This window comes from Pilosibacter sp. NGB245 (assembly GCF_057397225.1).
The window spans coordinates 1,550,715-1,572,109 of the sequence record NZ_CM171584.1 but is presented as its reverse complement, the minus strand read 5'-3'; the positions used below and the strand labels follow the sequence as shown (position 1 = coordinate 1,572,109).

17 protein-coding genes are annotated in these 21,395 nt (G+C 48.2%); all 17 read right to left on the bottom strand.

Annotated elements, in window-relative coordinates:
- Positions 1–81 precede the first annotated feature (81 nt).
- The gene (locus ACXMYH_RS07115; RefSeq protein WP_486555779.1) at positions 82–3,219 is read right to left on the bottom strand and encodes a type III restriction-modification system endonuclease; all 3,138 of its coding nucleotides are present in this window, start codon (positions 3,217–3,219) and stop codon (positions 82–84) included.
- Positions 3,209–4,255 carry a virulence RhuM family protein gene (locus tag ACXMYH_RS07110; RefSeq protein WP_486555778.1) on the bottom strand — a complete coding sequence of 349 codons (1,047 nt, stop codon included), beginning with the start codon at positions 4,253–4,255 and terminating at the stop codon, positions 3,209–3,211. The genes ACXMYH_RS07115 and ACXMYH_RS07110 overlap by 11 nt, the downstream gene beginning before the upstream one ends.
- Position 4,256: 1 nt before the next feature.
- On the bottom strand, positions 4,257–6,227 hold the full coding sequence (locus tag ACXMYH_RS07105) for a site-specific DNA-methyltransferase (RefSeq protein WP_486555777.1): 1,971 nt from the start codon (positions 6,225–6,227) through the stop codon (positions 4,257–4,259).
- Positions 6,199–7,359, bottom strand: a complete 1,161-nt coding sequence (locus tag ACXMYH_RS07100; RefSeq protein WP_329752014.1) for a hypothetical protein — start codon at positions 7,357–7,359, stop codon at positions 6,199–6,201. Before ACXMYH_RS07100 ends, ACXMYH_RS07105 begins: the two co-directional genes overlap by 29 nt.
- A gap of 2 nt (positions 7,360–7,361) precedes the next feature.
- On the bottom strand, positions 7,362–8,018 hold the full coding sequence (locus ACXMYH_RS07095) for a DUF4391 domain-containing protein (protein WP_486555776.1): 657 nt from the start codon (positions 8,016–8,018) through the stop codon (positions 7,362–7,364).
- Between the two features lie 20 nt (positions 8,019–8,038).
- Positions 8,039–9,694 (bottom strand): helicase-related protein, encoded by a 1,656-nt coding sequence (locus ACXMYH_RS07090; protein WP_486555775.1) that lies wholly within the window; start codon positions 9,692–9,694, stop codon positions 8,039–8,041.
- Positions 9,618–11,267, bottom strand: a complete 1,650-nt coding sequence (locus ACXMYH_RS07085; RefSeq protein ID WP_486555774.1) for an SNF2-related protein — start codon at positions 11,265–11,267, stop codon at positions 9,618–9,620. Before ACXMYH_RS07085 ends, ACXMYH_RS07090 begins: the two co-directional genes overlap by 77 nt.
- A 27-nt stretch (positions 11,268–11,294) precedes the next feature.
- A complete protein-coding gene (locus ACXMYH_RS07080) occupies positions 11,295–11,531 on the bottom strand; it encodes a helix-turn-helix transcriptional regulator (protein WP_329752017.1) in 237 nt (78 codons plus the stop codon).
- A 268-nt stretch (positions 11,532–11,799) separates the two neighbouring features.
- Positions 11,800–13,299 carry an ATP-binding protein gene (locus tag ACXMYH_RS07075; RefSeq protein WP_486555773.1) on the bottom strand — a complete coding sequence of 500 codons (1,500 nt, stop codon included), beginning with the start codon at positions 13,297–13,299 and terminating at the stop codon, positions 11,800–11,802.
- 80 nt (positions 13,300–13,379) lie between these two features.
- The gene (locus ACXMYH_RS07070) at positions 13,380–13,598 is read right to left on the bottom strand and encodes a helix-turn-helix domain-containing protein (protein ID WP_118320908.1); all 219 of its coding nucleotides are present in this window, start codon (positions 13,596–13,598) and stop codon (positions 13,380–13,382) included.
- A 260-nt stretch (positions 13,599–13,858) separates the two neighbouring features.
- Positions 13,859–14,578 (bottom strand): SigB/SigF/SigG family RNA polymerase sigma factor, encoded by a 720-nt coding sequence (locus ACXMYH_RS07065; RefSeq protein ID WP_329752019.1) that lies wholly within the window; start codon positions 14,576–14,578, stop codon positions 13,859–13,861.
- Positions 14,579–14,582: 4 nt separating this feature from the next.
- Entirely contained in the window at positions 14,583–14,996 is a 414-nt protein-coding gene (gene spoIIAB, locus ACXMYH_RS07060) for an anti-sigma F factor (protein ID WP_486555855.1), read from the bottom strand.
- Positions 14,997–15,061: 65 nt separating this feature from the next.
- Positions 15,062–15,403 (bottom strand): anti-sigma factor antagonist, encoded by a 342-nt coding sequence (locus ACXMYH_RS07055; RefSeq protein ID WP_015554814.1) that lies wholly within the window; start codon positions 15,401–15,403, stop codon positions 15,062–15,064.
- A gap of 104 nt (positions 15,404–15,507) precedes the next feature.
- Positions 15,508–16,812 carry a tetratricopeptide repeat protein gene (locus tag ACXMYH_RS07050; protein WP_329752020.1) on the bottom strand — a complete coding sequence of 435 codons (1,305 nt, stop codon included), beginning with the start codon at positions 16,810–16,812 and terminating at the stop codon, positions 15,508–15,510.
- Positions 16,813–16,815: 3 nt separating this feature from the next.
- Entirely contained in the window at positions 16,816–16,959 is a 144-nt protein-coding gene (locus tag ACXMYH_RS07045) for a hypothetical protein (RefSeq protein WP_015554816.1), read from the bottom strand.
- 97 nt (positions 16,960–17,056) lie between these two features.
- Positions 17,057–18,418 (bottom strand): bifunctional folylpolyglutamate synthase/dihydrofolate synthase, encoded by a 1,362-nt coding sequence (locus ACXMYH_RS07040; protein WP_486555772.1) that lies wholly within the window; start codon positions 18,416–18,418, stop codon positions 17,057–17,059.
- Positions 18,419–18,731: 313 nt separating this feature from the next.
- Complete coding sequence (locus tag ACXMYH_RS07035; protein ID WP_118650249.1) at positions 18,732–21,383, bottom strand: valine--tRNA ligase; 2,652 nt, start codon at positions 21,381–21,383, stop codon at positions 18,732–18,734.
- Positions 21,384–21,395 lie beyond the last annotated feature (12 nt).

The following is a 21,395-nucleotide window of genomic DNA, read 5'->3' as shown; positions in this document are numbered from 1 at the left end:
TTCAAACTGCATAGCATTCATGACCTACGCCATTGATACTTTTTTCGCAGATCTGTCATATTCTTCGCCTTTCATGCATTATTATTGCAGTACCTTGTTCATAAGCTCCTGATAACTGTCTACATGATCATATGTCACAAGGCCATCCGACAATTTTGCAAAAAGTTTTTTTGCGCAGTCGATTTTGGATTTCTCAATTGGACGCAGATTTAGGCTTTCCATCGTGCCTTTTGTCTCAGCCACAAAATAGATATGCTTCACCTTGCCCTCATGGAACACAATTGCCCAGTCAGGGGAATAATGTCCCACAGGAGTCGGAATGAAGAAACCTTTCGGAAGTTTTGCGTAGATAAATACTTCCTCTGAGCCGTCCAGACTCTCCGCAAACTTACGCTCGACGCTCTTTTCTGCGATGCCATCGGTGAAAACATAATCCTGAATCGCCTTTTGCGCTTTATAGGCCTTGTCCATTGTCAGAGCGTGCTTTTCTGCAGTGAAAATGCTGCTGTCATAGCTTCCTTCTATGGTGTCGTAGGTGATATGCTCCACGATCATTGTTGCTTTCTGTTCTTTGATCAAACGGATCGTCTTTGTGATGAACTCTTCTGGGTTGTTCTGGTACATTGCAAAGGTAGTCGGCTTGATACCCTGCAAAATACGGGCTACCGTGCGGCGGGTCAACGTTGTACCCTCCGCAATTTTACCGATCAAATCATACGCCACCTGGCTGGTGTGTGCATTTTTCAGTACAGTCGTCTTGCTTTTTGCGTCATAAAAGCTGCTGCCCTCATGTATCATATCGGCATTCAATTTGTCTTTCTGTCCAGCATAGGTGACGGTATATTGCAGACGGCTGACATACAGTTCACTGTCGATGTGCGCAATCGACTTCTGAATCAGCTCTTCAGAATCAAAATCCACCGTATAGGCGTATTTGTGATTGATGGTCTGCCAGAGTTTCTGGAACTCCGCTTTTTCAAATCGGTCATTCAGAGGATTCTCCAGCACTTTCGGCTTGTTGCCATCCTCAAACATGGATTTAAGCATACTGTCATCGTAAATTGCCTGAACCAGCGTATGTACGCCCTCTTCGATAGGCTTCAGCGTCTCCGGCACAGGTGCCAGTGTTCCGGCCTGCACATCGTCCCGATAATCCTGCGTAACATTATCCTGCTCATCCACATAGTTGTTGCGGACAAGATACTGATAGATAGCCCGTGCCTGACGGTCATCCACCTTGACCGTTTTGCCATCGAGCTTGATGCTCTTTCCAACAAAGTAGTCAATGTCAGCTTTGCGGGGACGGTCATACAACACGGCTTCGGTCTGCTTTTGCAGCCCATCCACAAAGCCTGCATAGCTCTCGCTTGCAATAACAGTCAGGACATTGATATCCTGCACCTTATCGCCCAGCACTTCCGCATCCATGCGGTTTCCGTCCTTATTCACGCACAGGCGCAGTCCACGGCCAACCTCCTGCCGCTTCTGCGTGGTGCTGTCACTGTGTTTCAGAGTGCAAATCTGGAACACATTCGGATTGTCCCAGCCCTCCCGCAGGGCAGAGTGGGAGAAGATGAAACGAGTCGGCTCTTCAAAGGACAGCAGCCGTTCTTTATTTTTCAAAATCAGATCGTAGGCCGAAATATCATCAGACATATCGGTTCCACGCTTGACCGAGCTGTTGACGCTGCGTCCTTTCTTGTCGATGCTGAAATAGCCCTTATGCACATCATGTACATCGGTGGCATCCAGATAGGCCGTATACTCCGGGTCAAGAATAGAACGATATTCGTTCATAACAGCCATGTATTCCTGCTCAAAAATCTTGCCATACTCGCCCAGAAGCTCATTACCGTCTTCATCGTACTGGCGATATTTTGCCACTTCGTCAATGAAGAACAGCGAAAGAGTCTTGATACCCATTTTGAACAGTTCCTGCTCTTTTTCAAAGTGGGAAATAATCGTCTCCCAGATCTGCACCCGGCGCATATCATCCTCAGAGACATCGCCGGTCACATCACCCTTGCGGATGGTATCGCCATTGGTAAATGTCACAACGCCGGTGATCGGGTCAATTTCAGAAACGACAAAGCCCTTATACTGCTCCATCTCGCCGGAGATATAGTAGAGATTATCACTCACATCCAGTGTGCGGAATTCCCGCTTTGTGCCGCTCTGGTGTTTGACCTCCAACTCCACCTTTGCCCTTGGCGGATTCTTGGGGGAGATCATGATGCTTTCCAGATACAGATATTTGTCTGTACCACGCAGGTTCTTGACCTCAAAGCCCTTGACCTCGATTTTCTTGACAAGCCGCTTGTTGTAAGCATCCAGCGCATCCAGCACATAAATCAGGTTGTGCTGCTTGGCATGGGTAGCGGAGTAGTTCAGTGCGAACAGAGGATTGAATTTCTTCAACGCTTTCTGGGTGGCAGAATCTTCTTTTCCCATCTTCTGCGGCTCGTCCAGAATCAGAATCGGACGGTTGGCAGCAATCACATCAATCGGGCGGCGGGAGCCGAACTCATCCCGCTTGGTATAGATAATTCTTGCCGCAGCATCACCCTTGCGGCCTTCCACGTTCTTGTCCTCGTTCATGGAAGCGGCAAATGCCTGGGTATTGATAATCATGACGTTGATGCCGGAGTTGCTGGAGAACGAATCCAACTGGTTCAGGTTGCTGCTGTTGTAGATAAAGAACCGTGCTTTTTTGCCATAGCATTCCATAAAGTGATCGGCGGTGATCTCAAAAGATTTTTTTACGCCCTCACGGATGGCAATGCTCGGCACAACAACGATAAACTTACTCCATCCATATCGCTTGTTCAGCTCAAACATGGTTTTGATGTAAACATAGGTCTTGCCGGTACCGGTCTCCATCTCAATATCAAGAGAACATCTGCCGAGCGGTGCCACCAGCTTGTCCGACTGATGAATATTGCTTTCTGCCTGCAATGCACGGATATTCTGTACCAAGTCCGCATCGGTCAGTTGCAGGGCTTCATTTTTGAAGCCGGAATCGTTGATCAAATCCTGCAATTCCAACTGTGCAGCGTCCTCGTCCATCGGTACAAGGCTCAACTGCTGGGGCTTTGCAGACAGGCTGCCCATATCACGCAGATAGGACACGCCCGCACTGTAAGGCTGCCCCTGAAAGACACGAGCCACGGCATCCACGGCATCGGTCTGGTATTGCTGAATCTTAAAACTAAACTTCATCTTTGTGGTTCACCTCCTGCTCCAGCATCAGGAAACGGTCAAAATCGCTCTCATACAGGCGATCCTGAATGATACGGTACTTTTCATATTCCGTTTCTGCATGGAGTTTTGCCTGTTCTGCGCTGATTTTGCCCGGCCCGGTAAGCAGCTTGTTACCGTTGAACTCCAGAAAACCGTCCAGCCGCTTCGCCCAGTCCTCCATGCTCATGGGGATTTTGCGCTCGGCCTGCAACTCGGCATAATCCAGATAGAGCGACACAATGCGCTCCAGATAATTCATTTCTTCTTTGCTCAGATAATTCTTCGCAATCGACACATCTGCTTTCAGAATTTTCCCATCCGGGGCATTCTCCCATGTGGTCAGCCCCATATGTTCCTTGTTGGCATCCGCACGTTCTACGATCAGCTCCGCCGCCGTGTGGCGGTGGACGGCATAGTGCATCTTGTTCTGCACCGTCTGGAAGAACAGGCGGGTCGTCTTTGCGTTTTTGTCGTAATCAAACGCAGTGGCGTACAAATCCGTCACTTTCTGATAGAATTTGCGTTCAGACAGACGAATCTCCCGAATCTGCTGCAACTGCCGCTCGAAATACTCATCGGTGAACATATGACCCTTTTTCAGGCGGTCAACATCCATCGTCCAGCCCTGAATGGTGTGGTCTTTGACGATCTGCCCCGCCCACTTGCGGAACTGCACAGCCCGCTGGTTGTTCACCTTGAAACCAACGGCAATGATTGCCTGCAAGCTATAATGGTTCGTATTATAGTTTTTCCCGTCTGCGGCAGTTATTAAGTATTTCTTAACAACTGCTTCCTCCCGCAGCTCTCCATCTTCAAAAATCCGCTTCAGATGCTGATTGATTGCCGCAACCGAAACATCATACAGTGCCGCCATCATCTTCTGCGTCAGCCAGATGTTCTCATCCTCGTAACGCATTTCAAAGCTGGCATCACTTTCGCCGGTAGAGGCAACAAAGGTCAGGTATTCTGCTGCGGAGCTACGAATGGCAAGTTCCTTTTTCTTCTTATCGTCCATATCACAGCACCTTCCTTACAGTATCAGGGCTGTACGTCTCGAAAATCTGCTCAAAGTTTGTGGCAACGCTGTCGTTTGCCATACTGCTGTCACGGAACACGGCATAGTAAGGTTTCATCTGTGCAATGGCCTTGACGGTTTCCTCGGTCACATTATGGTCGAAGCAGGCCAGCAGGAAACCGTCTGCCACGTTGAACACCTTTTTGCCTGCGATCTCTTTTACTTCGATCGGGCTGGACAACAGCACGCCCAAATCCAGCATCACTTGGAACAGCAAATCCTCCGGGGTGCGGTCTTCCTTCACGTTGTCCACCAGAGAGAACAGATCCTGCTGACCGACTTCATCCGGAGTGTAGTATACAGGCTTCATATTGCTTTCGTCCAGACGCAGGCAGCGGAAACCAATATCCAGATCCGCCGGAGCCGTCAGGCCGGCATCCTCTTTGATTTTCTTGCCCGCCCGGCGAATACGCTCCTTGCCGATTTCGCAGATGTTCTTATAGCCAGCCTTGTATGCTTCGCTCTTTTCATCCGTCTTTTCCGGCAACTGCACCATAATAAATTTACGATTGCCCCCATCTTCAGCATTTAACCTTATAACGGCATGAGCAGTAGTAGCAGAGCCCGAAAAGAAATCCATTACAATTATATCCTTATCGGCATTTAATATTTTAATCAAATATTTTATTAGGCTGCTTGGTTTAGGAAACGAAAATGGAATATCTAGTTTTTTAAGTTCTTCGCTTCCGTTTCGATTCAGAAAGCCTTCTAAGAGATCTCTGGGAATATTCCCTTTCTCCTTTTTATCATTCAAGTAACTTTTGGTATAAATATTCCATTTTGCTCTCTCTCCATTTTGATTCAATAATGGAGATGTTTTTGTTTGCTTAAATGACAACAAATCCTTTTTTGCTAGGTATTGTTTCTGTTCCCATCTCCAAACACCATCACCATCATGCGGCAACACTTTTTCACCGTCTTTTTTTATTCCTGGAATTGTCTCTCCCGGAGGAACCACTAACTCTCCATCTGGGCATTCAATAAAGTATCGCTGATTAGGACGTGTCTGCAATGTGGATAAATAGAAAGCAATATCATCACGATAGTATTCACCCTTTCGCGGTCCATCTGTTTCGATTTTCTTAAACTGTTCGTCATTCGTAACTTCATCCTGGAACGCTGGAAGAAGGACAATATTCTTGCAATAGGCAACAATATAATCCTTACTTGGCACAAAATAATTCCCTCTGAAGCTAGTTGTCTTTGCCACTCGAGTCAAACATGCAACAAAATTTGCGTTTCCAAAAACCTCATCACCAATTTTAAGCACATTTCGCAATTCACTATCGTCTATACTTATAAATATAACCCCATCATCACTCAAAAAATCCTTTGCTAACCGCAGTCGTGGATATAACATATTCAACCAATCTGTATGAAAACGACCATTGCTCTCCGTATTGGTCACAAGCCGGTTGCCTTCTTCGTCATACTGACCGCTGTTTCCCATATATTCGTCAGCACTCTGGGCAAAGTCGTCCTCATAGACAAAATCGTTGCCGGTGTTGTAGGGCGGATCAATATAAATCATCTTGACCTTGCCAAGATAGGTTTCCTGCAAGAGTTTCAGCACTTCCAGATTATCGCCCTCGATATAAAGGTTCTCGCTGTCAAAGCCACCGGGCGTGCCATCTTTGCCAACACTGTCCGTCACAACCGGACGCAGTGTTGCCGTGATGGGCGCATTGGCCGCCAGCATGGCTTTTTTCTTGTCCGGCCAGGTAAACTGATAGCGTTCCTCTCGGCCTTCCACGATGGAATCCGAAAGTTCCTGCCGCAGAACGTCAAAATCAATGGCGTGTTCCACCTTGCCGTCACGCATCACTTCGGTGATGGCATTGGGGAACAGCTTGCCGATCAGCTCTATATTTCTCTCCACGCCGTCAAGGCTGTGCATTTTCAGTTTGTCCATTTGATTGTTCCTCCGTTTCCTGTTTTGGCTCCAAGTGTATGATAAAATCCGCTATTGAGATCGCATTCAGTGAGGCTTTTTTGTTTGGATATTTTTTATATTTGCTGTGAGAAACACCATTCCGGTTGGGGATTCCCTCAACAACCTCATCCACCGTATTACAATCACAGACGATTAGCTTCTCGTAAAACTCTCCAAACACAGGCTTCAAATCATTTTCTTTTATCAACTCGCTAAAATCTCTGCCGGTCTTCTTTTGACTGTACCGCCCCGTAATATGCAGCTTATGATGAATCAATCCCTCCCACATGGTTGATAAACATGCTATTGATAGCGCATATTCGCCACGCAGGTGTGCTTCAAGTGCTTGCCCAAGGATTTTCTTAATGTGCGGTTCTAAATCCGAATCATTCCACGTCCGTTTAATTTCTTTGATACGTTGTGGAGTATAGTATCCAAGAATCAGTTTATCGACTCTCTTTTCTCGCCTTTTACTGGCTCCTCGACTGGTTGACAAGACATGATATATTTCTCTTGTCAACCTCAGATCAGCAGACCAACTTGCATAGGGGAACCATTTGCATTCATACAAAGCTGTCAGACAAACGTCATTTAGCTCACGGTAACGTTTTAGAAAATCGTCCCCAATGTGTAGATTTCTCAACGTATCTATCCACGGTGAAAAATCAATGCTATGAATCCATTGCAAGGCTGGCGAAGCTGCAATCTGTGCATTTACCACAGCCAAGGATGCACAAAGGCCTGTTGCCAAATTACCCGAAACAGCATCTCTATATGAATCTAATATAGCTGCGGTATTTGTATGAAATTGCTCCCATATCGAATTGTCAAGTCTGAACGGTTGGATAGATTTGTATAAGGATGCCGTTGCATTCTGCATCAGCATCGAATTCTCTCGAATCAGTTGTACTGCCGGGCTCTCTGTCATATGAGCAAGACCATTCAAGGCAGATACCGCAAGGTTGCTTGTAGGTAAACTATTTAGCAAAGGGGCAGTAAGTTGCTGTATACGAGCCTGCTGCTCTAAAATTGGTTTGCAGCTTTCCTGCAACCTATTCTGAAGCTCAATGCTTTTGCGTAACGATTCTGGAAGATTGTATGTTTCATCCATATTCAACTTATCACCGCACCTTCCAATTTTCCCTGCATATTCTTCAGCTCTTGTACTAATTCAAATTTCTTCTTTGGTTGTTTTTCTTTCCTGATTTTTACTTCCAAAGCCGCAATCTGCTTTTCCAGTTGTTCTCGCTGTTTCTGCTGCTCTACACTTTCTTTCAGAGTAGAGGATTTATCTGAACCGAGAGCCGTCCCCGCAATCTGCCGTACAAAATTCTCATACACGGCATCCAGCGAAAGCCCGTCCAGATGCACCGGAAGTTCACTTTCTTCCAGCCAATCCGTATAATAATAGCGGTCAACTTTAAAGGCCTTTTTACCCGCCGCAGCTTCCTTGTAACCGATAGCAGCCTGATACCTGCCCTCGTATTCCAGCAAAAACAAGATGTGATACGGGATTTCCCGGTCGATCTGGCGCAACACGCATTCGTCCAGTTCCGGGGCAGACAACCTCACCTCGAACACCTCAATCTCTGTCACCTGTTCGCCAGCAGCCAGATTCAGGGTGGTGGCAGCAATTTTATTGCGCCAGTAGATAATCCTGATCTGCTCCACGAACGCTTTTTTCATAGCCGGTGTCACAGCAATGTTTTCATAAAACTTCTGCTTAGGGATACGTTTGTTAAACTCCGTCGATTTTGGCAATCCCAGCACGGCATCTCACCTCCAGACAATCATTTCACAACAAGGAAGCAAATCAGTTCAAAATCATCCAGCCCGGATATGTCGCTCATTAAAGCGGATGTTCCACCGGCAGAGAACAGACTGTCAATATCGCTTTCCTCTTTCACATCAATGATGGAATTGATTGCTTCGCTCAGCAGCTCAGACATTTCCGCCATATTCCGCCCATCATCCGTTTCCCGGTTAAAGCGTTCGTATGCCTCTTTGATCGGTGTGGATTTTCCACGGCAGAGCAAGCGAATATCATCCAACATCTTTTTCGGATTCAGGTAATCGCAGATAATCTGACCGTCCACTCCGATATAAACCATGTAGAACGGATGGATGCGGTTCCGGTTATCCACGTTGACGCTGTTGTTGATATTTTTCAGCACAAAGATCACGCCATCCGGCAGTTCATCCGTGGCAGGCACCACAGCATGAAGCCCACGAGGCTTTTTGTCCATGTCTCCATTCCGTTTTATGTAGTCCAATAAGTCGAGCCGGAATTCATTCAGCCCCAAATCCATAATTGAGATTCCATCGGACATATCCTCAATATCAACCACTTCTTCCTGTAAGCGTTTGAGCTGCGCTTTGCGGTATTCCAAATCTCCCTTTTCCTCTGGATTGATCAGGTCATCATCGCCGGTAGAGGTCATAACCGTGATTTTCATGCGGGTCTCCACACGAGATTTCAGATTGATATACTCATCCAGCGTCAAGTCCGGCCAGAAGTTTACAAGCTGTATGTACTGGTTACGACTGCCGATACGGTCAACACGGCCAAACCGCTGAATAATGCGAACCGGATTCCAGTGGATATCATAGTTGATCAGATAATCGCAGTCCTGCAAGTTCTGTCCTTCCGAGATACAGTCCGTTGCAATCAACACATCAATCTCCGTGGTACTGCCAGGCATCAGAACATCCCGACCTTTGGAGATAGGGGAAAAGCAGGTCAGAACATTGTTCAGTGTTGCCTGAAATCCCTTGATCGTGGTTTTACCATCAATGGAACCGGTGATTACCGCTGTGTTCAGTCCGTATTTATCTTTGATATACTTGCTGACATGGTCATACAGATACTCGGCTGTATCAGAAAACGCCGAGAAGATCAGCACTTTCTTGTTCCCAGAATTGATCGGATTCTCAATTTTCTCAGATAGCAGTTTTAACAGTTCCTGCAATTTGACATCATGCTCCGGGGTAATATCGGCAACCATAAAGGTCAGCAGTTCCAGAACCTCTGCATCCCGCTGAAGCTCCGTGCGCCAACTCTTCCAGTCCATATCAGCAAGGTCAATTTTTACCTTTTTGCCAACGGTAAAGAAATCCGTGTTTTCATCGTCTATATCAAAGTCATCGCCGCCGGCATCGTACATATCCAAATCTGCCCGACCGTATTTCTCAAACTGGTTAATGGACTGAATCGTACCATTGATCAGCTCTTTGATTCGGGTCAATGTCAGTTGGAAAGAATGAACCGAGCTTTCCAGACGCTTCAAAAGGTTGATGCTCATCAAGCGGCGGATACCTTGCTCACGGCCTGTCTGGGTCAGGTTTTCACCCTTGTTGTGGGTCAACTCTTTATATTTCTGGAGCTTGCTGGGGAAAATGTAATTGGACGGCGCATACACACAAGGAAAGCTGCATGAGCTGCTCATAAATCTCGTTGTAGTTGATGGCGTTGTTCAAATCCGTCAGGCAGGGACGTTTGGAAATTGACTTGAGCCGTTCGGGAAATTTTCCTATTTCGTTGGTGTCGTAATATTTTTCAATATGTTTACGGGAGCGGGCAATGGTCACGCTATCCAATAGCTCAAAAAAGTCGAAATCCAATGTGCGCAGCAGTGCATCTGTGGTTCGTTCTTCTTGGGGCAATTTACTCCAGGCATTGAACGCCTTTTGCGCCTGCTTGAAAATATCCTCCACGTTTTTGGATGTATTCAGCCGCTCATCAAGGAACTCCGAGTTCCCCTCATAGGCAAGGGCAAGCTGGTTCTTCAAATCAACAAAGCGGTTGTTGACCGGCGTTGCCGAGAGCATCAAAACTTTGGTTTTAACGCCGGAACGGATCACCTTATCCATCAGACGCTGATAACGGTTATCCTGCGTCTTGCTGTGCGTACCGATACCATTGCGGAAGTTGTGCGATTCATCAATGACTACCAGATCGTAATTGCCCCAGTTCAGGCGGTTCAGATCAAGACCATTGGACTGTCCGCCATTGCGGGAAAGGTCCGTATGGAACAAAACATCGTAGTTCAGCCTGTCCGATGCAATCGGGTTATTGACATAGTTATCCTTGTATGTATTCCAGTTTTCTGCCAGCTTTTTCGGACATAGCACCAGCACCGACTTGTTTCGATTCTCGTAATATTTTACAACTGCAAGAGCAGTGAATGTTTTACCAAGACCAACGCTATCGGCAAGAATGCAGCCGTTGTACTTTTCCAATTTGTTGATGATGGCAAGCACGGCATCCCGCTGGAAATCATAAAGCATACTCCAGATTTTGCTCTGCTTGAAACCAGTAGCCTCGTTCGGCAGTTCATCTTCAGAGATATCATCCAAAAATTCACTGAACACATGATACAGTGTCATGAAATAGATGAACTCCGGAGAATTTTCCGCATAAGCCGTACTAATGTTTTCCAAAACTACGTCCGTGACATCCTGCATCTTTTCCCGGTTATTCCAAAGACCATCAAAAAGCTGCATATATTGCTGAGAGTGCGGAGCTTCCATGCAGGTGACCATGTTGTAGCTGTTGTTTCCACGTTCACAGCCAATGTCTACTGTGGTAAAACCATTGATTGGAACATAGGTTGTCTGTATCGCGCCCGAATCCACGGTCATAAAGCCACCCATGTTTTCACCTGTAGTATTTGACTTGAATTTCGCTTTTTCCCTGATCCAATCAGCGCACTCCCTGGCGATTGCCCGCTGGTTCATTTCATTGCGCAGCTTGATTTCAAATTCTGTGCCGTATAGACTGGTTTCACGGGAAAGCCGGGGAATGTAGAACTCACGCTTCTGCTTTTCGGCTTTTTCTTTAACAAAGGTGGGCGAAGTAAAAATAAAGCGGAACTCGTCCACCAATTCCAACTGCTTTTTCAATTCTTTATACGCATACATCGAAAAGCAGGCTGCCGCTATTGACACCTTGCTGCCTCTTTTGATTTCTACCTGCAGATCATCCCGAACCGTACTGGTGATATTATCAAGTACTTTCAATTCTTTCACCTACCTTTGTTTTAGTCCTTATTCTACATCTCTTGATGTCCTACTATCGGGACTGTCAGGCAGAATCTCAAGAACATCCTCAATATTACAGTTCAATTTCTGACAGATCCGGTCAATAACTTCAAGTGAAACAATCTCATCCCGCCCCATCTTACTCATAGTGCTTGTGCTGACACCAGCAAGCTCACATAAATCCTTTTTTCGCATCTTTTTGTCGATCATAAGTTTGAATAATCTTTTGTATGATACTGCCATTTTTCATCGCCTTATTACTTTCAAAGTGGTTTCCTAAACATCCAAAATTATATTAACATTATAATATATCACGCTTTAAGAGTAAATAAAAAATGCCGACATCTCATAAGTTCATAAGTTATCTCATAAGTCTCAAGTCTTGCGCACGCAGAGCATGGACGCTATCCACGCTCATTTTCTTGTATGGGAGAACCCCACTCCAATTTCTTCGCAAAGCAGCCCCAGCAACGCCGGCTGCACATTCGTCTCGGACGCTTTGCTGCCCCTCCTATTTGTTTTTGGAAATAATCCACTTTGCTTTTCTTCTGGTTCCTTGCTGTTCAAGTATGCCTTGTTCTTTTAATTCCGAAAAAATTCTGGAGATTGTTCTTTTAGATACCCCAAGCTTCTCTGCATACTGTGCCTGCGTTTCTGTCGGATATTTGGTAATGATCTTCAGTAGTTTTTGAATATGATCTGAGAGATCTTTATCTGTGTATAACACTTCATCAACGCCATTTTCAATGCCATTTTTAACGCCATCAGTGCCATTTTTAACGCCATCAATGCCATTTTTTTCTGTATCAACGCCATTCTTAATGCTAATGGCATTATTTTGCTCCCGGTAAATGTTGATACGCAAGTCAACCTCACCGCCAATAAACTCCGGATCCCGCAGTCCAGCAGATTTTACTTTATCAATGATTCTCGGAATACCACTTCCCCAATGCTCGATCAGATTCATGTATGCAAATGCATGAGCAAGTGCTTCATTCCTAATTTTAGAATATCCTTTTTTCATGCGCTCTATGGTCTGTCCCATTGGCAGCTTTCCAGGAGAAGTAATTTCCAGGCGGTTGTCATATACTGCAACTTGTATCGTACCATGATCCAGATAGCTCCGATGCACCATTGCATTGATAATCAACTCACGAATAGCATCCGGTGGAATTTCATAAACATCCTGTCGATAAAGCCCCACAATCGTCGCACCCAGGTGAATATTTCGCAAAACAAACTGAAATGCCTCGTCTATCTGTTCCCAAAGCGGACCTGTATACTCTCTACGATCAACAAATACCGCTTTTGTTGTTCCTTTGAACACGCCACATTGCGTTGCAACATGCAGTCCTCCCTTGCCCGTTAGAATCGCAAAAGCATTGGATGGATAATCTTTTCCTTCACGCTCAATCAATACTCCCCAGGAACGGAGCTGCTGTCTGCCAACGTCTTTGATGGACGCTTTTTGCTCCTCGTTATGAGCATTTTTAACTGCCTGATCCTTCATTGCTTTGCAAAGAGCATCAATATCTTCATCTGTAATGGTCAGTCCGGTGCACAAAGCCTGGTCAAAATAACGGTTACTTCCCTCAAACATCAGCTCTTTTATCATGTACTCATCGGCAAGGCGGGTAGTTCCGGCAACACGGACATATACACCGCCTTCTCTGCCAAGAGCTTTGATATAATACGGTCGCTGTCTGTCTTCAGAAATTTCCACTACAATGACTGTTTTACCGTCAACTGTCTGTAATGTAATATCCGGAATAATTGCCGGTTCGCAGCTATCCGATACGGCATTGGCAATGGCATCCATTTTTTTGAACACATCTTCCTTGTCAAAGCCAATAACCTCTCTGGTTTTATCTGCAATTCCGAAAATGATTTTTCCTCCGGTTCCATTTGCAAATGCAACCACAGACTTCATATATTTAATGCTTTTCTCCGGCAGGTTCTCTTTGAACTCCACATTCTTCGATTCTCCTGCAAGAATTTCTTCTATGGTCATTGTAACACCTCGCTCTCTTTGGTAGCATTCGCCACCTGATTATTTTGAGTCGCTTTCTGTTTCCGAAGAATCCGCTTTTTCTACTGTTCCTCTTTTTTATCAGGTATAAACTCCATGATGTCTCCAACATCGCAATTTAACACAGTACAAATTTTTTCAATTACATCCATACTGACATTTTCATCCTTAGACAGCTTTGACATAGTTGTCGTGCTGAAACCAGTCTGCAGGCGTAAATCCTTTTTTATCATATCTTTATCGATCAACATTTTCCAAAGTTTTTTATAGCACACTGCCATATTGTCACCTCTTACCATTATCTATTTCATCTTCAGTATTTCACTTCTTTTATCATACCATAGGAATGCGAACAGTACAATCGATACAGCACTTTTTCGTATCCATGCTTTACAAACTCGCATTTTAAATTTATTCTGACTGCAATTCTGATCTGCAAATGTGATCTTTCTTTACCTGCTGTTCGTTCCAACAAAAAAGTGTATCAGCTACAGCCAATACACTCTTATCATTTTCCTTAAATCACTCTATAATGTCCCCTTCACCCCATCATCCTCTCCCGCATCTCCCGCAGGATCTTCTTCTCCAGCCGTGACACCTGAACCTGTGAAATTCCAAGTCGGGATGCGATTGCAGTCTGGGTCTGGTTTTCAAAATAGCGCAGCTTTATGAGCTGCTGTTCCCGCTCCCCGAGGTCAGAGAGAAGCTCTGACAAAACGATCCTGTCCAGGACGCGGTCGTTCTCCGATGTCTTTTCCGCGATCTTATCGGCCAGACAGCCGCCGGTCCCGTCCCCGGGATCAAACGGTTCATAGATGGAGCCGACTCTCGCCCCGGCTTCCATGGATGCCGCCACCTCCTCACGGCTCGCCCCTACGGACTTTGCAAGTTCCTCCACGGTCGGCTCCCGCCCGAGATCCGCTTCCAGCTTCTCTCTCGCCGCTCCTACCTTCCCGGCAAGCTCCTTTAATGGTCTGCTGACCTTGATCATGCCGTCGTCGCGGAGAAACCGGCGGATCTCCCCGAGGATCATCGGCACCGCATACGTTGAAAACCGGACGCCAAGCTCTGTGTCAAACCGGTCAATGGCCTTCATGAGCCCGATATTTCCGATCTGGAACAGATCTTCCACTTCCGTTCCACGGCCCGCAAACCTCTTTACAATACTCCAGACAAGTCCTGCATTCTCCATAACGAGCCGGTCTCTCGCCTCTTTATCCCCTGCGTGTGAACATTTTAAAAGTTCCGCAGTGTCCGCCATCCCGTCACCTGCCGATCTTCTTTTTCATCGTGACGGAGGTTCCCTTTCCCGGCGCGGAGACGACCTCCACCTGGTCCATAAACGCCTCCATGAAGGAAAATCCCATGCCGGACCGACCGTCCTCCGGGCATGTCGTGAACATCGGCTCCATCGCCTGCTCCACATCCGCGATCCCGACGCCCTCGTCACGGACCGTCACGGAAAACAGCCGCTCTTTCCCCCATGCTGTCGCAGCGAGAGTTATTTTCCCTTTCCCGCCCCGGTATCCGTGGATCACCGCATTCGTTACCGCCTCCGAGACTGCCGTTTTGATGTCATCCAGCTCTTCCAGGGTCGGATCCAGGCGGCTCGCAAAGACAGCCGCGACAACTCTCGCAAACTCCTCATTCTCGGACCGGCTCTCCATCACGAGTTCCATCGTCTCACACGCCGCCGTCTCCTCGCCTTTCCCATTCTGCACATTCTTCACCGTCGTCTCCATCCCTATACCTCCCTGCTGTAGATCGCTTCTTCCTTTGACTCATACTGGTGCATCAGTCCCAGGATCCCCGCAACCTTCAGAACGCGCATGACCTGCGGGCAGGCGCCGTAAAAGCTTGTGTGCCCCGCCTTCATCTGCTTGTAGCGGTTTAAGAGGACCCCAATGCCGGAGCTGTCCATAAACCGCGTCCGCGTAAAATCAAAGATGATCCTGGAAACATAATTTTCCGCCATCAGAAGATCCGTCTCATACCGCAGATTCCTGCAGTTATGGTGGTCAAACTCCTTCGGCAGATGAATGATGAGTGTCGGACCTTTCGCCTCGTATACAAATGAATCTTCCATATGTTCTTCCTCTCCTTTTCTATAATCTGATTATTTCCGGCCAAACAAAAAGAGACCTCACAGCTTTTCTTCTGTAAAGTCTCTTGATCATTTTTATTTGATTTCTAGTATCCCCGCTCCGTCTTCGCCTTCTCCGCAAACTCCGAATCCGCAAAGTTCATGATGACCTGTCCGAACATCTGGTTCGCATTGTCGGTGTCGCCCTTTGACTTGTACACCATGCCCATGTCGTAGATGACTTCCGGGTTCTTGTCGTCGATCTCCATGTATTTTTCATAATAGTGGAGCGCTGTGTCATAGTCACCGGCAGCTGTGGACTGAGCAGCCGCCGCCATAAGGACCGCCGGGGCATTTGTGTCCATGTCCGCTTTGATCTCATTTAAGATCGCCACAGAACTGTCATCCGTGATCTTCGACTGATCCATGTCCACATAGCTTAAAACCGCCGTGTTCATGTCCCCTTTTCGGTACGCATCGAGGATCTTTGCGAGTGTCGCATACTGGTTTACCGTGCTTCCTGAATCCCCCTTCAGGTCATTTAACTGACCTTCCGCGTCCTCCTTCTGCTTCTGGTAATCCTCCACCTGGAGCTTTAACTTGTCCGTCTCCTGGTTTGCGAGATTCAGCTTATCCGTGTAGGACTGCATCTCCTGATTATGTTCATAATTGAGCGCCCGCTCTCTCGCCGGCATGATGAGGAATACGACCATGACCGCGCCCAGGACAAGACCGATGCCGATATTGATGATCGACTGCCAGCCTGTATTCTCCTTATAAGTCGGCGGCAGGATCACATCATCATCCTGCATTTCCCGGTGGGAGAACGCATTTTTCAGCTTTCTCTTTTCCACCTCCGCCTTTCCGGTATGCTCTTTTACATACTCCATGTACCGGGTGGCCTTCTCGTTGTTGTTGTCGATCTGGAGCACCTTGACCAGGGACTTTCCCGCCTTCACATAATCGCCGTGCTCCATGTAGAGGAGCGCGAGGAGCAGATGCGCCTTCACGAAATTCGGCTTCTCGTCGACGATCCTCTTTAACTGCAGAACTGCGAGATCATCGCTGTCATTCTGCGCATAAAACAGTGCCTGGTTGAATTTCTTCACCATCTGGCTCGCGATCTCCAGCTGTCCCGGCTTTCTCTGCACCTCGTCAAGGTAATGGTCCGCGCGGTTGTTGTCCGGCTGGAGATTGATGCTGATGACCCACTGGATCAGCGCATCCGACGTCTCCCCCATCTCGTAAAAGATGAGTCCCAGAAGGTTTCTGGCATCCGTGTGGTATTTATTAAACTGCAGGGCGCGCTTTAAAAATCTCGCCGCCCCGGAAAGGTTTCTCTCCTTTGCCATTTCCAGACCACGGTTATAATAGCTGTTCGCCGCGTACTGGATCTTCTGCATTTCATCCATATATTACTTTTCCTTCTTGATATCCTTCATGATGTCCATCATGATGTCAGCCATATCTGTGAGGTCACTCTTTACAATCGCATCGCTGACCGCCTCGACCTCCAGACTCGGTTTAAAACGCTCGATCTCTTCTTCAAAATTGATCATATCTGTCTCTCCTTTATCGCTGCAGTCCGTTCCATGCACGAGACCGCCGCTCCTGCTGCCGCTTTCGTATCTTCCGCAGCATCCGTTATCACTTTTCTCAGCCTGAGTTCCCGAAACACTCCTTCACTTCCCCCGCCAGATACAGCGATCCGGCGATCAAAGTCAGATCATGCTCCCCGTGAATGCGGAACAGACGGTTTAACGCCTCTTTCACATCCGGACAAACCAGGATTTCCGTTTTTTTCCCGCATTCCTGATCGGCAAGCACTTTTGCCGCCTCCTCCAGTTCCCTGACGGAAAGCGTCCGATGGGACTCCATCTTCGCAAGGATCCAGAAATCCGGCTGCAGACGCTCTCTGATCTCAGCCAGCATCTCCGGGTACTTCTTGTCCGCGGAGACCGCAAACAGGATCCTCACATGATCCGGATCCCGCAATTTCTTCAGCCTGCAGGCCGCATCCAGGAACGCCCGGATCCCATCCTCATTGTGCGCCCCGTCAAGGTATACGCCCGGACAGATCTGTTCCATCCGCGCGGGCCATTTTGCTTTCCGAACCCCTGCCTTCGCCTGCTCCGGTGTCACAGGAAGTCCCGAGATATCTAACGCCCGGATCGCCAGCGCCGCGTTCATAAACTGGTAAGGCGCCTCAAACGGGATCTCAAACAGCACATCTCTTCCGCGGTAAGACAGCTCCAACAGATTTCTGTCCAGCCGGGCAGCCGTATCAGCCTCCATACCCGCGAGATGGGTTCGGATCCCGCGACCTGCCGTCTCCGGCGTCACAGGAAACTTTTGTACTCCCAGCTCCTCAGCCTTCGCAGAAATCACCGCTGCCGCCTCCGGAGAACTGCAGTCATATACCACAGGATGGCCCCGCTTTATGATCCCCGCCTTGTGCGCCGCGATCTCCGCGATCGTCGATCCCAGAAACGCCGTGTGATCGATGCTGATGGACGTGATGACCGAAACAAGCGGATCCTCCACCACGTTCGTCACATCATATGTACCTCCCATTCCCGTCTCCAGGACCAGAACCTCCACACCGGCATTCCGGAAAATACAAAGTCCCATGTAAAACAAAAACTCAAAGTAGGTAGGATGAAGCGTTCCCCGCGCAGTCCATTTCTCACAGGCAGCCTGCACCTCCAGAAACGCCCTTACAAAATCCGCCTCCGGGACCATCACCCCGCCGATCAGAAACCGCTCCCGGATATCCACCAGATGCGGCGAAACAAACGTTCCGCACGGGATTCCCGCTTCGCAGAGCATCGATGTCAAAAAAGCACAAACCGAACCCTTTCCGTTCGTCCCGGCAACATGGATCACCTGAAACTTCCGGTCCGGATCGCCCAAAAGCCCGAGAAACTCCCGTATCTTCGGGATCCCGCTCTTCTTCCTCGCATACCCCGGGATTGCCTCGATCTGATCCCACGCCTCCTGCATCGTTATGTACTCCAAGAAAACTCCTCCTCGTCGTGACCTGCTTCCCTCACATATGATACCCGTTTCTCATCAAATTTGCAACCTGAACCTGTCGGAACAATTCGACGCATTCCAGCAAAACTCACCACCCATGGACATTCACCGCCATCACCGAGCAAAGCGCCCGGGAGCTTAGAGGAACCATCCCCGCATCCCCGGGCACTCCTGTCCGGACGCTCACCGCGTACTTCCGCCAACCTCTCAGACAACCTTCCCTTCAAAACAGAACAGCCACAGGTAATAAACACCTGCGGCTGCCCCTATATCATCAGCACTTTCGCGCTATCACTTACTTTCCAAGCTGCGCCAACCGAGTTTTCACCTGCTCCATCATCTCTGTATACTTCTGAAGCTTCGCTCTCTCCTCATCGATCTTCGCCTGCGGCGCCTTGCTCACAAACTTCTCATTCGCAAGCATTCCGTTTACACGCGCAAGCTCCTTCGTAAGACGCTCCTCTTCCTTCTTCAGGCGCTCCGTCTCTTTCTCGATATCAACAAGCTCCGCAAACGGCATATAGATCGCTGCCTTCGGGATCACTGCGGATACGGCATCCTCGCCGATTCCTGTCTTATCCTTCTGGATCACAACCTCATTCGCAGAAGCAAGCGTGCTGAAGAATACACGGCTGTTCTCAAAAATCTTTGTGAGATCAGCATCCTCAGTCACAACGAACACCTTCGCCTTTCTGCTCGGCGGAACATTCATGGATGTACGCACATTACGGATCGCGCGGACAGCCTCCTTGATGACCTCGACTGCATGCTCATCCTCGGCGAAATTCCACTCTTCCTTATATACCGGCCAGGAGGAGATCATGATGGACGGCTCATCATCCTGTAAATTGCAGAAGATCTCTTCCGTGATGAACGGCATGAACGGATGTAAAAGCTTTAAGGAATTGATCAGGACTGTCTTTAATGTCCAGATCGCCGCTGCCTTCGTCTGGTCCTCATCGTTCCAGAGACGCGGTTTTACCATCTCGATGTACCAGTCACAGAACTCCTCCCAAACGAAATCGTAAACCTTCTGGAGGGCAATTCCGAGCTCGTACTTGTCCATGTTTTCCGTAACTTCCTTCGCAAGATCATTGACCTTGGAGAGGATCCATTTATCTGCTGCCGTAAGGTCACTGAGCTTCGCCTCGCCTGCCGGTGCCTTCTCGATATTCATCATGATGAAACGGCTCGCGTTCCATACCTTGTTTGCGAAGTTTCTGCTCGCCTCGACTCTCTCCCAGTAGAAACGCATATCGTTTCCAGGAGCATTTCCTGTCATAAGAGTCATACGGAGAGCATCTGCACCGTACTTGTCGATGACTTCCAGCGGATCGATCCCGTTTCCTAAGGACTTACTCATCTTGCGTCCCTGGGAATCGCGGACAAGGCCGTGGATCAGGACCGTATTGAACGGGCACTCGCCGGTCTGCTCAAGTCCGGAGAATACCATACGGATGACCCAGAAGAAGATGATGTCGTATCCGGTAACGAGAACGTCTGTCGGATAGAAATACTTCATCTCGTCGGTCTCCTTCGGCCAGCCGAGTGTGGAGAACGGCCATAATGCGGAGGAGAACCAGGTATCGAGGGTGTCCTCATCCTGCTTTAAGTGTGTGCAGCCGCATTTCGGGCACTTCTCCGGCATCATTTTTGCAACCGTCATCTCACCGCACTCTTCGCAGTAGTAAGCCGGGATCCTGTGGCCCCACCAGAGCTGTCTGGAGATACACCAATCGCGGATTCCCTCGAGCCAGTGGAGATATGTTTTTCCGAAGCTCTCCGGAACGAATCTTAATTTGCCGCTCTTTAATGCCTCGATCGCCGGTTTTGCCATCTCGTCCATCTTTACGAACCACTGCGGTTTTACCATCGGTTCTACGGTCGTGCCGCAGCGGTCGTGGGTGCCGACATTGTGGCTGTGCGGAACAACTTTCACGAGAAGTCCCATTTCCTTCAAATCCTCGACCATGGCTTTTCTCGCCTCATAGCGGTCCATGCCGAAGTATTTGCCCGGAACATTGATCGTCGCATCGTCGTTCATGATGCAGATCTCTTCCAGGTTGTGGCGTTTTCCGACCTCGAAGTCGTTCGGGTCGTGAGCCGGTGTGATCTTTACGCAGCCGGTTCCGAATTCCTTGTCAACATACTCATCTGCGATCACCGGGATCTCGCGGTCTGTGAGCGGAAGCTTTAACATCTTTCCGATGATGTCTTTGTAGCGCTCGTCCTCCGGATTTACGGCAACGGCGGTATCGCCGAGCAGTGTCTCCGGTCTTGTCGTCGCAATCTCAACGAATCTTCCCTCTTCGCCTACGATCGGGTAGTTGATGTGCCAGAAGAAGCCGTCCTGCTCCTTGTGCTCAACCTCAGCGTCGGAGATGGATGTCTTGCAGACCGGGCACCAGTTGATAATCCTGGATCCTTTATAGATATATCCTTTCTCATAGAGGCGTGTAAATACCTCTAAAACAGCCTCGGAGCAGCCTGCGTCCATCGTGAAGCGCTCTCTGTCCCAATCCGCGGAGGAACCGAGTTTGTGGAGCTGCTTGATGATCCTTGTGCCGTACTCCTCTTTCCACTTCCAGGCCTCTTTTAAGAATCCCTCACGTCCGAGGTCGTTCTTGTTGATGCCCTCTTTCTTTAACTTGTCGATAACCTTGACCTCGGTAGCGATGGCTGCGTGGTCAGTACCCGGCTGCCAGAGTGCCTCGTAGCCCTGCATTCTCTTGTAACGGATCAGGATATCCTGCATCGTGTTGTCAAGAGCGTGTCCCATATGAAGCTGTCCTGTGATGTTTGGCGGCGGCATTACGATCGTGAACGGCTTCTTGCCCTCACGTCTTCCTCTCTCCGCATCTGCATGGAAATACTTGTTGTCCAGCCATTTCTGGTACAGGCGGTCTTCAATGTCCGCCGGATTGTAGGTCTTTTCCAGTTCTTTCATGGTCTTCTCCTT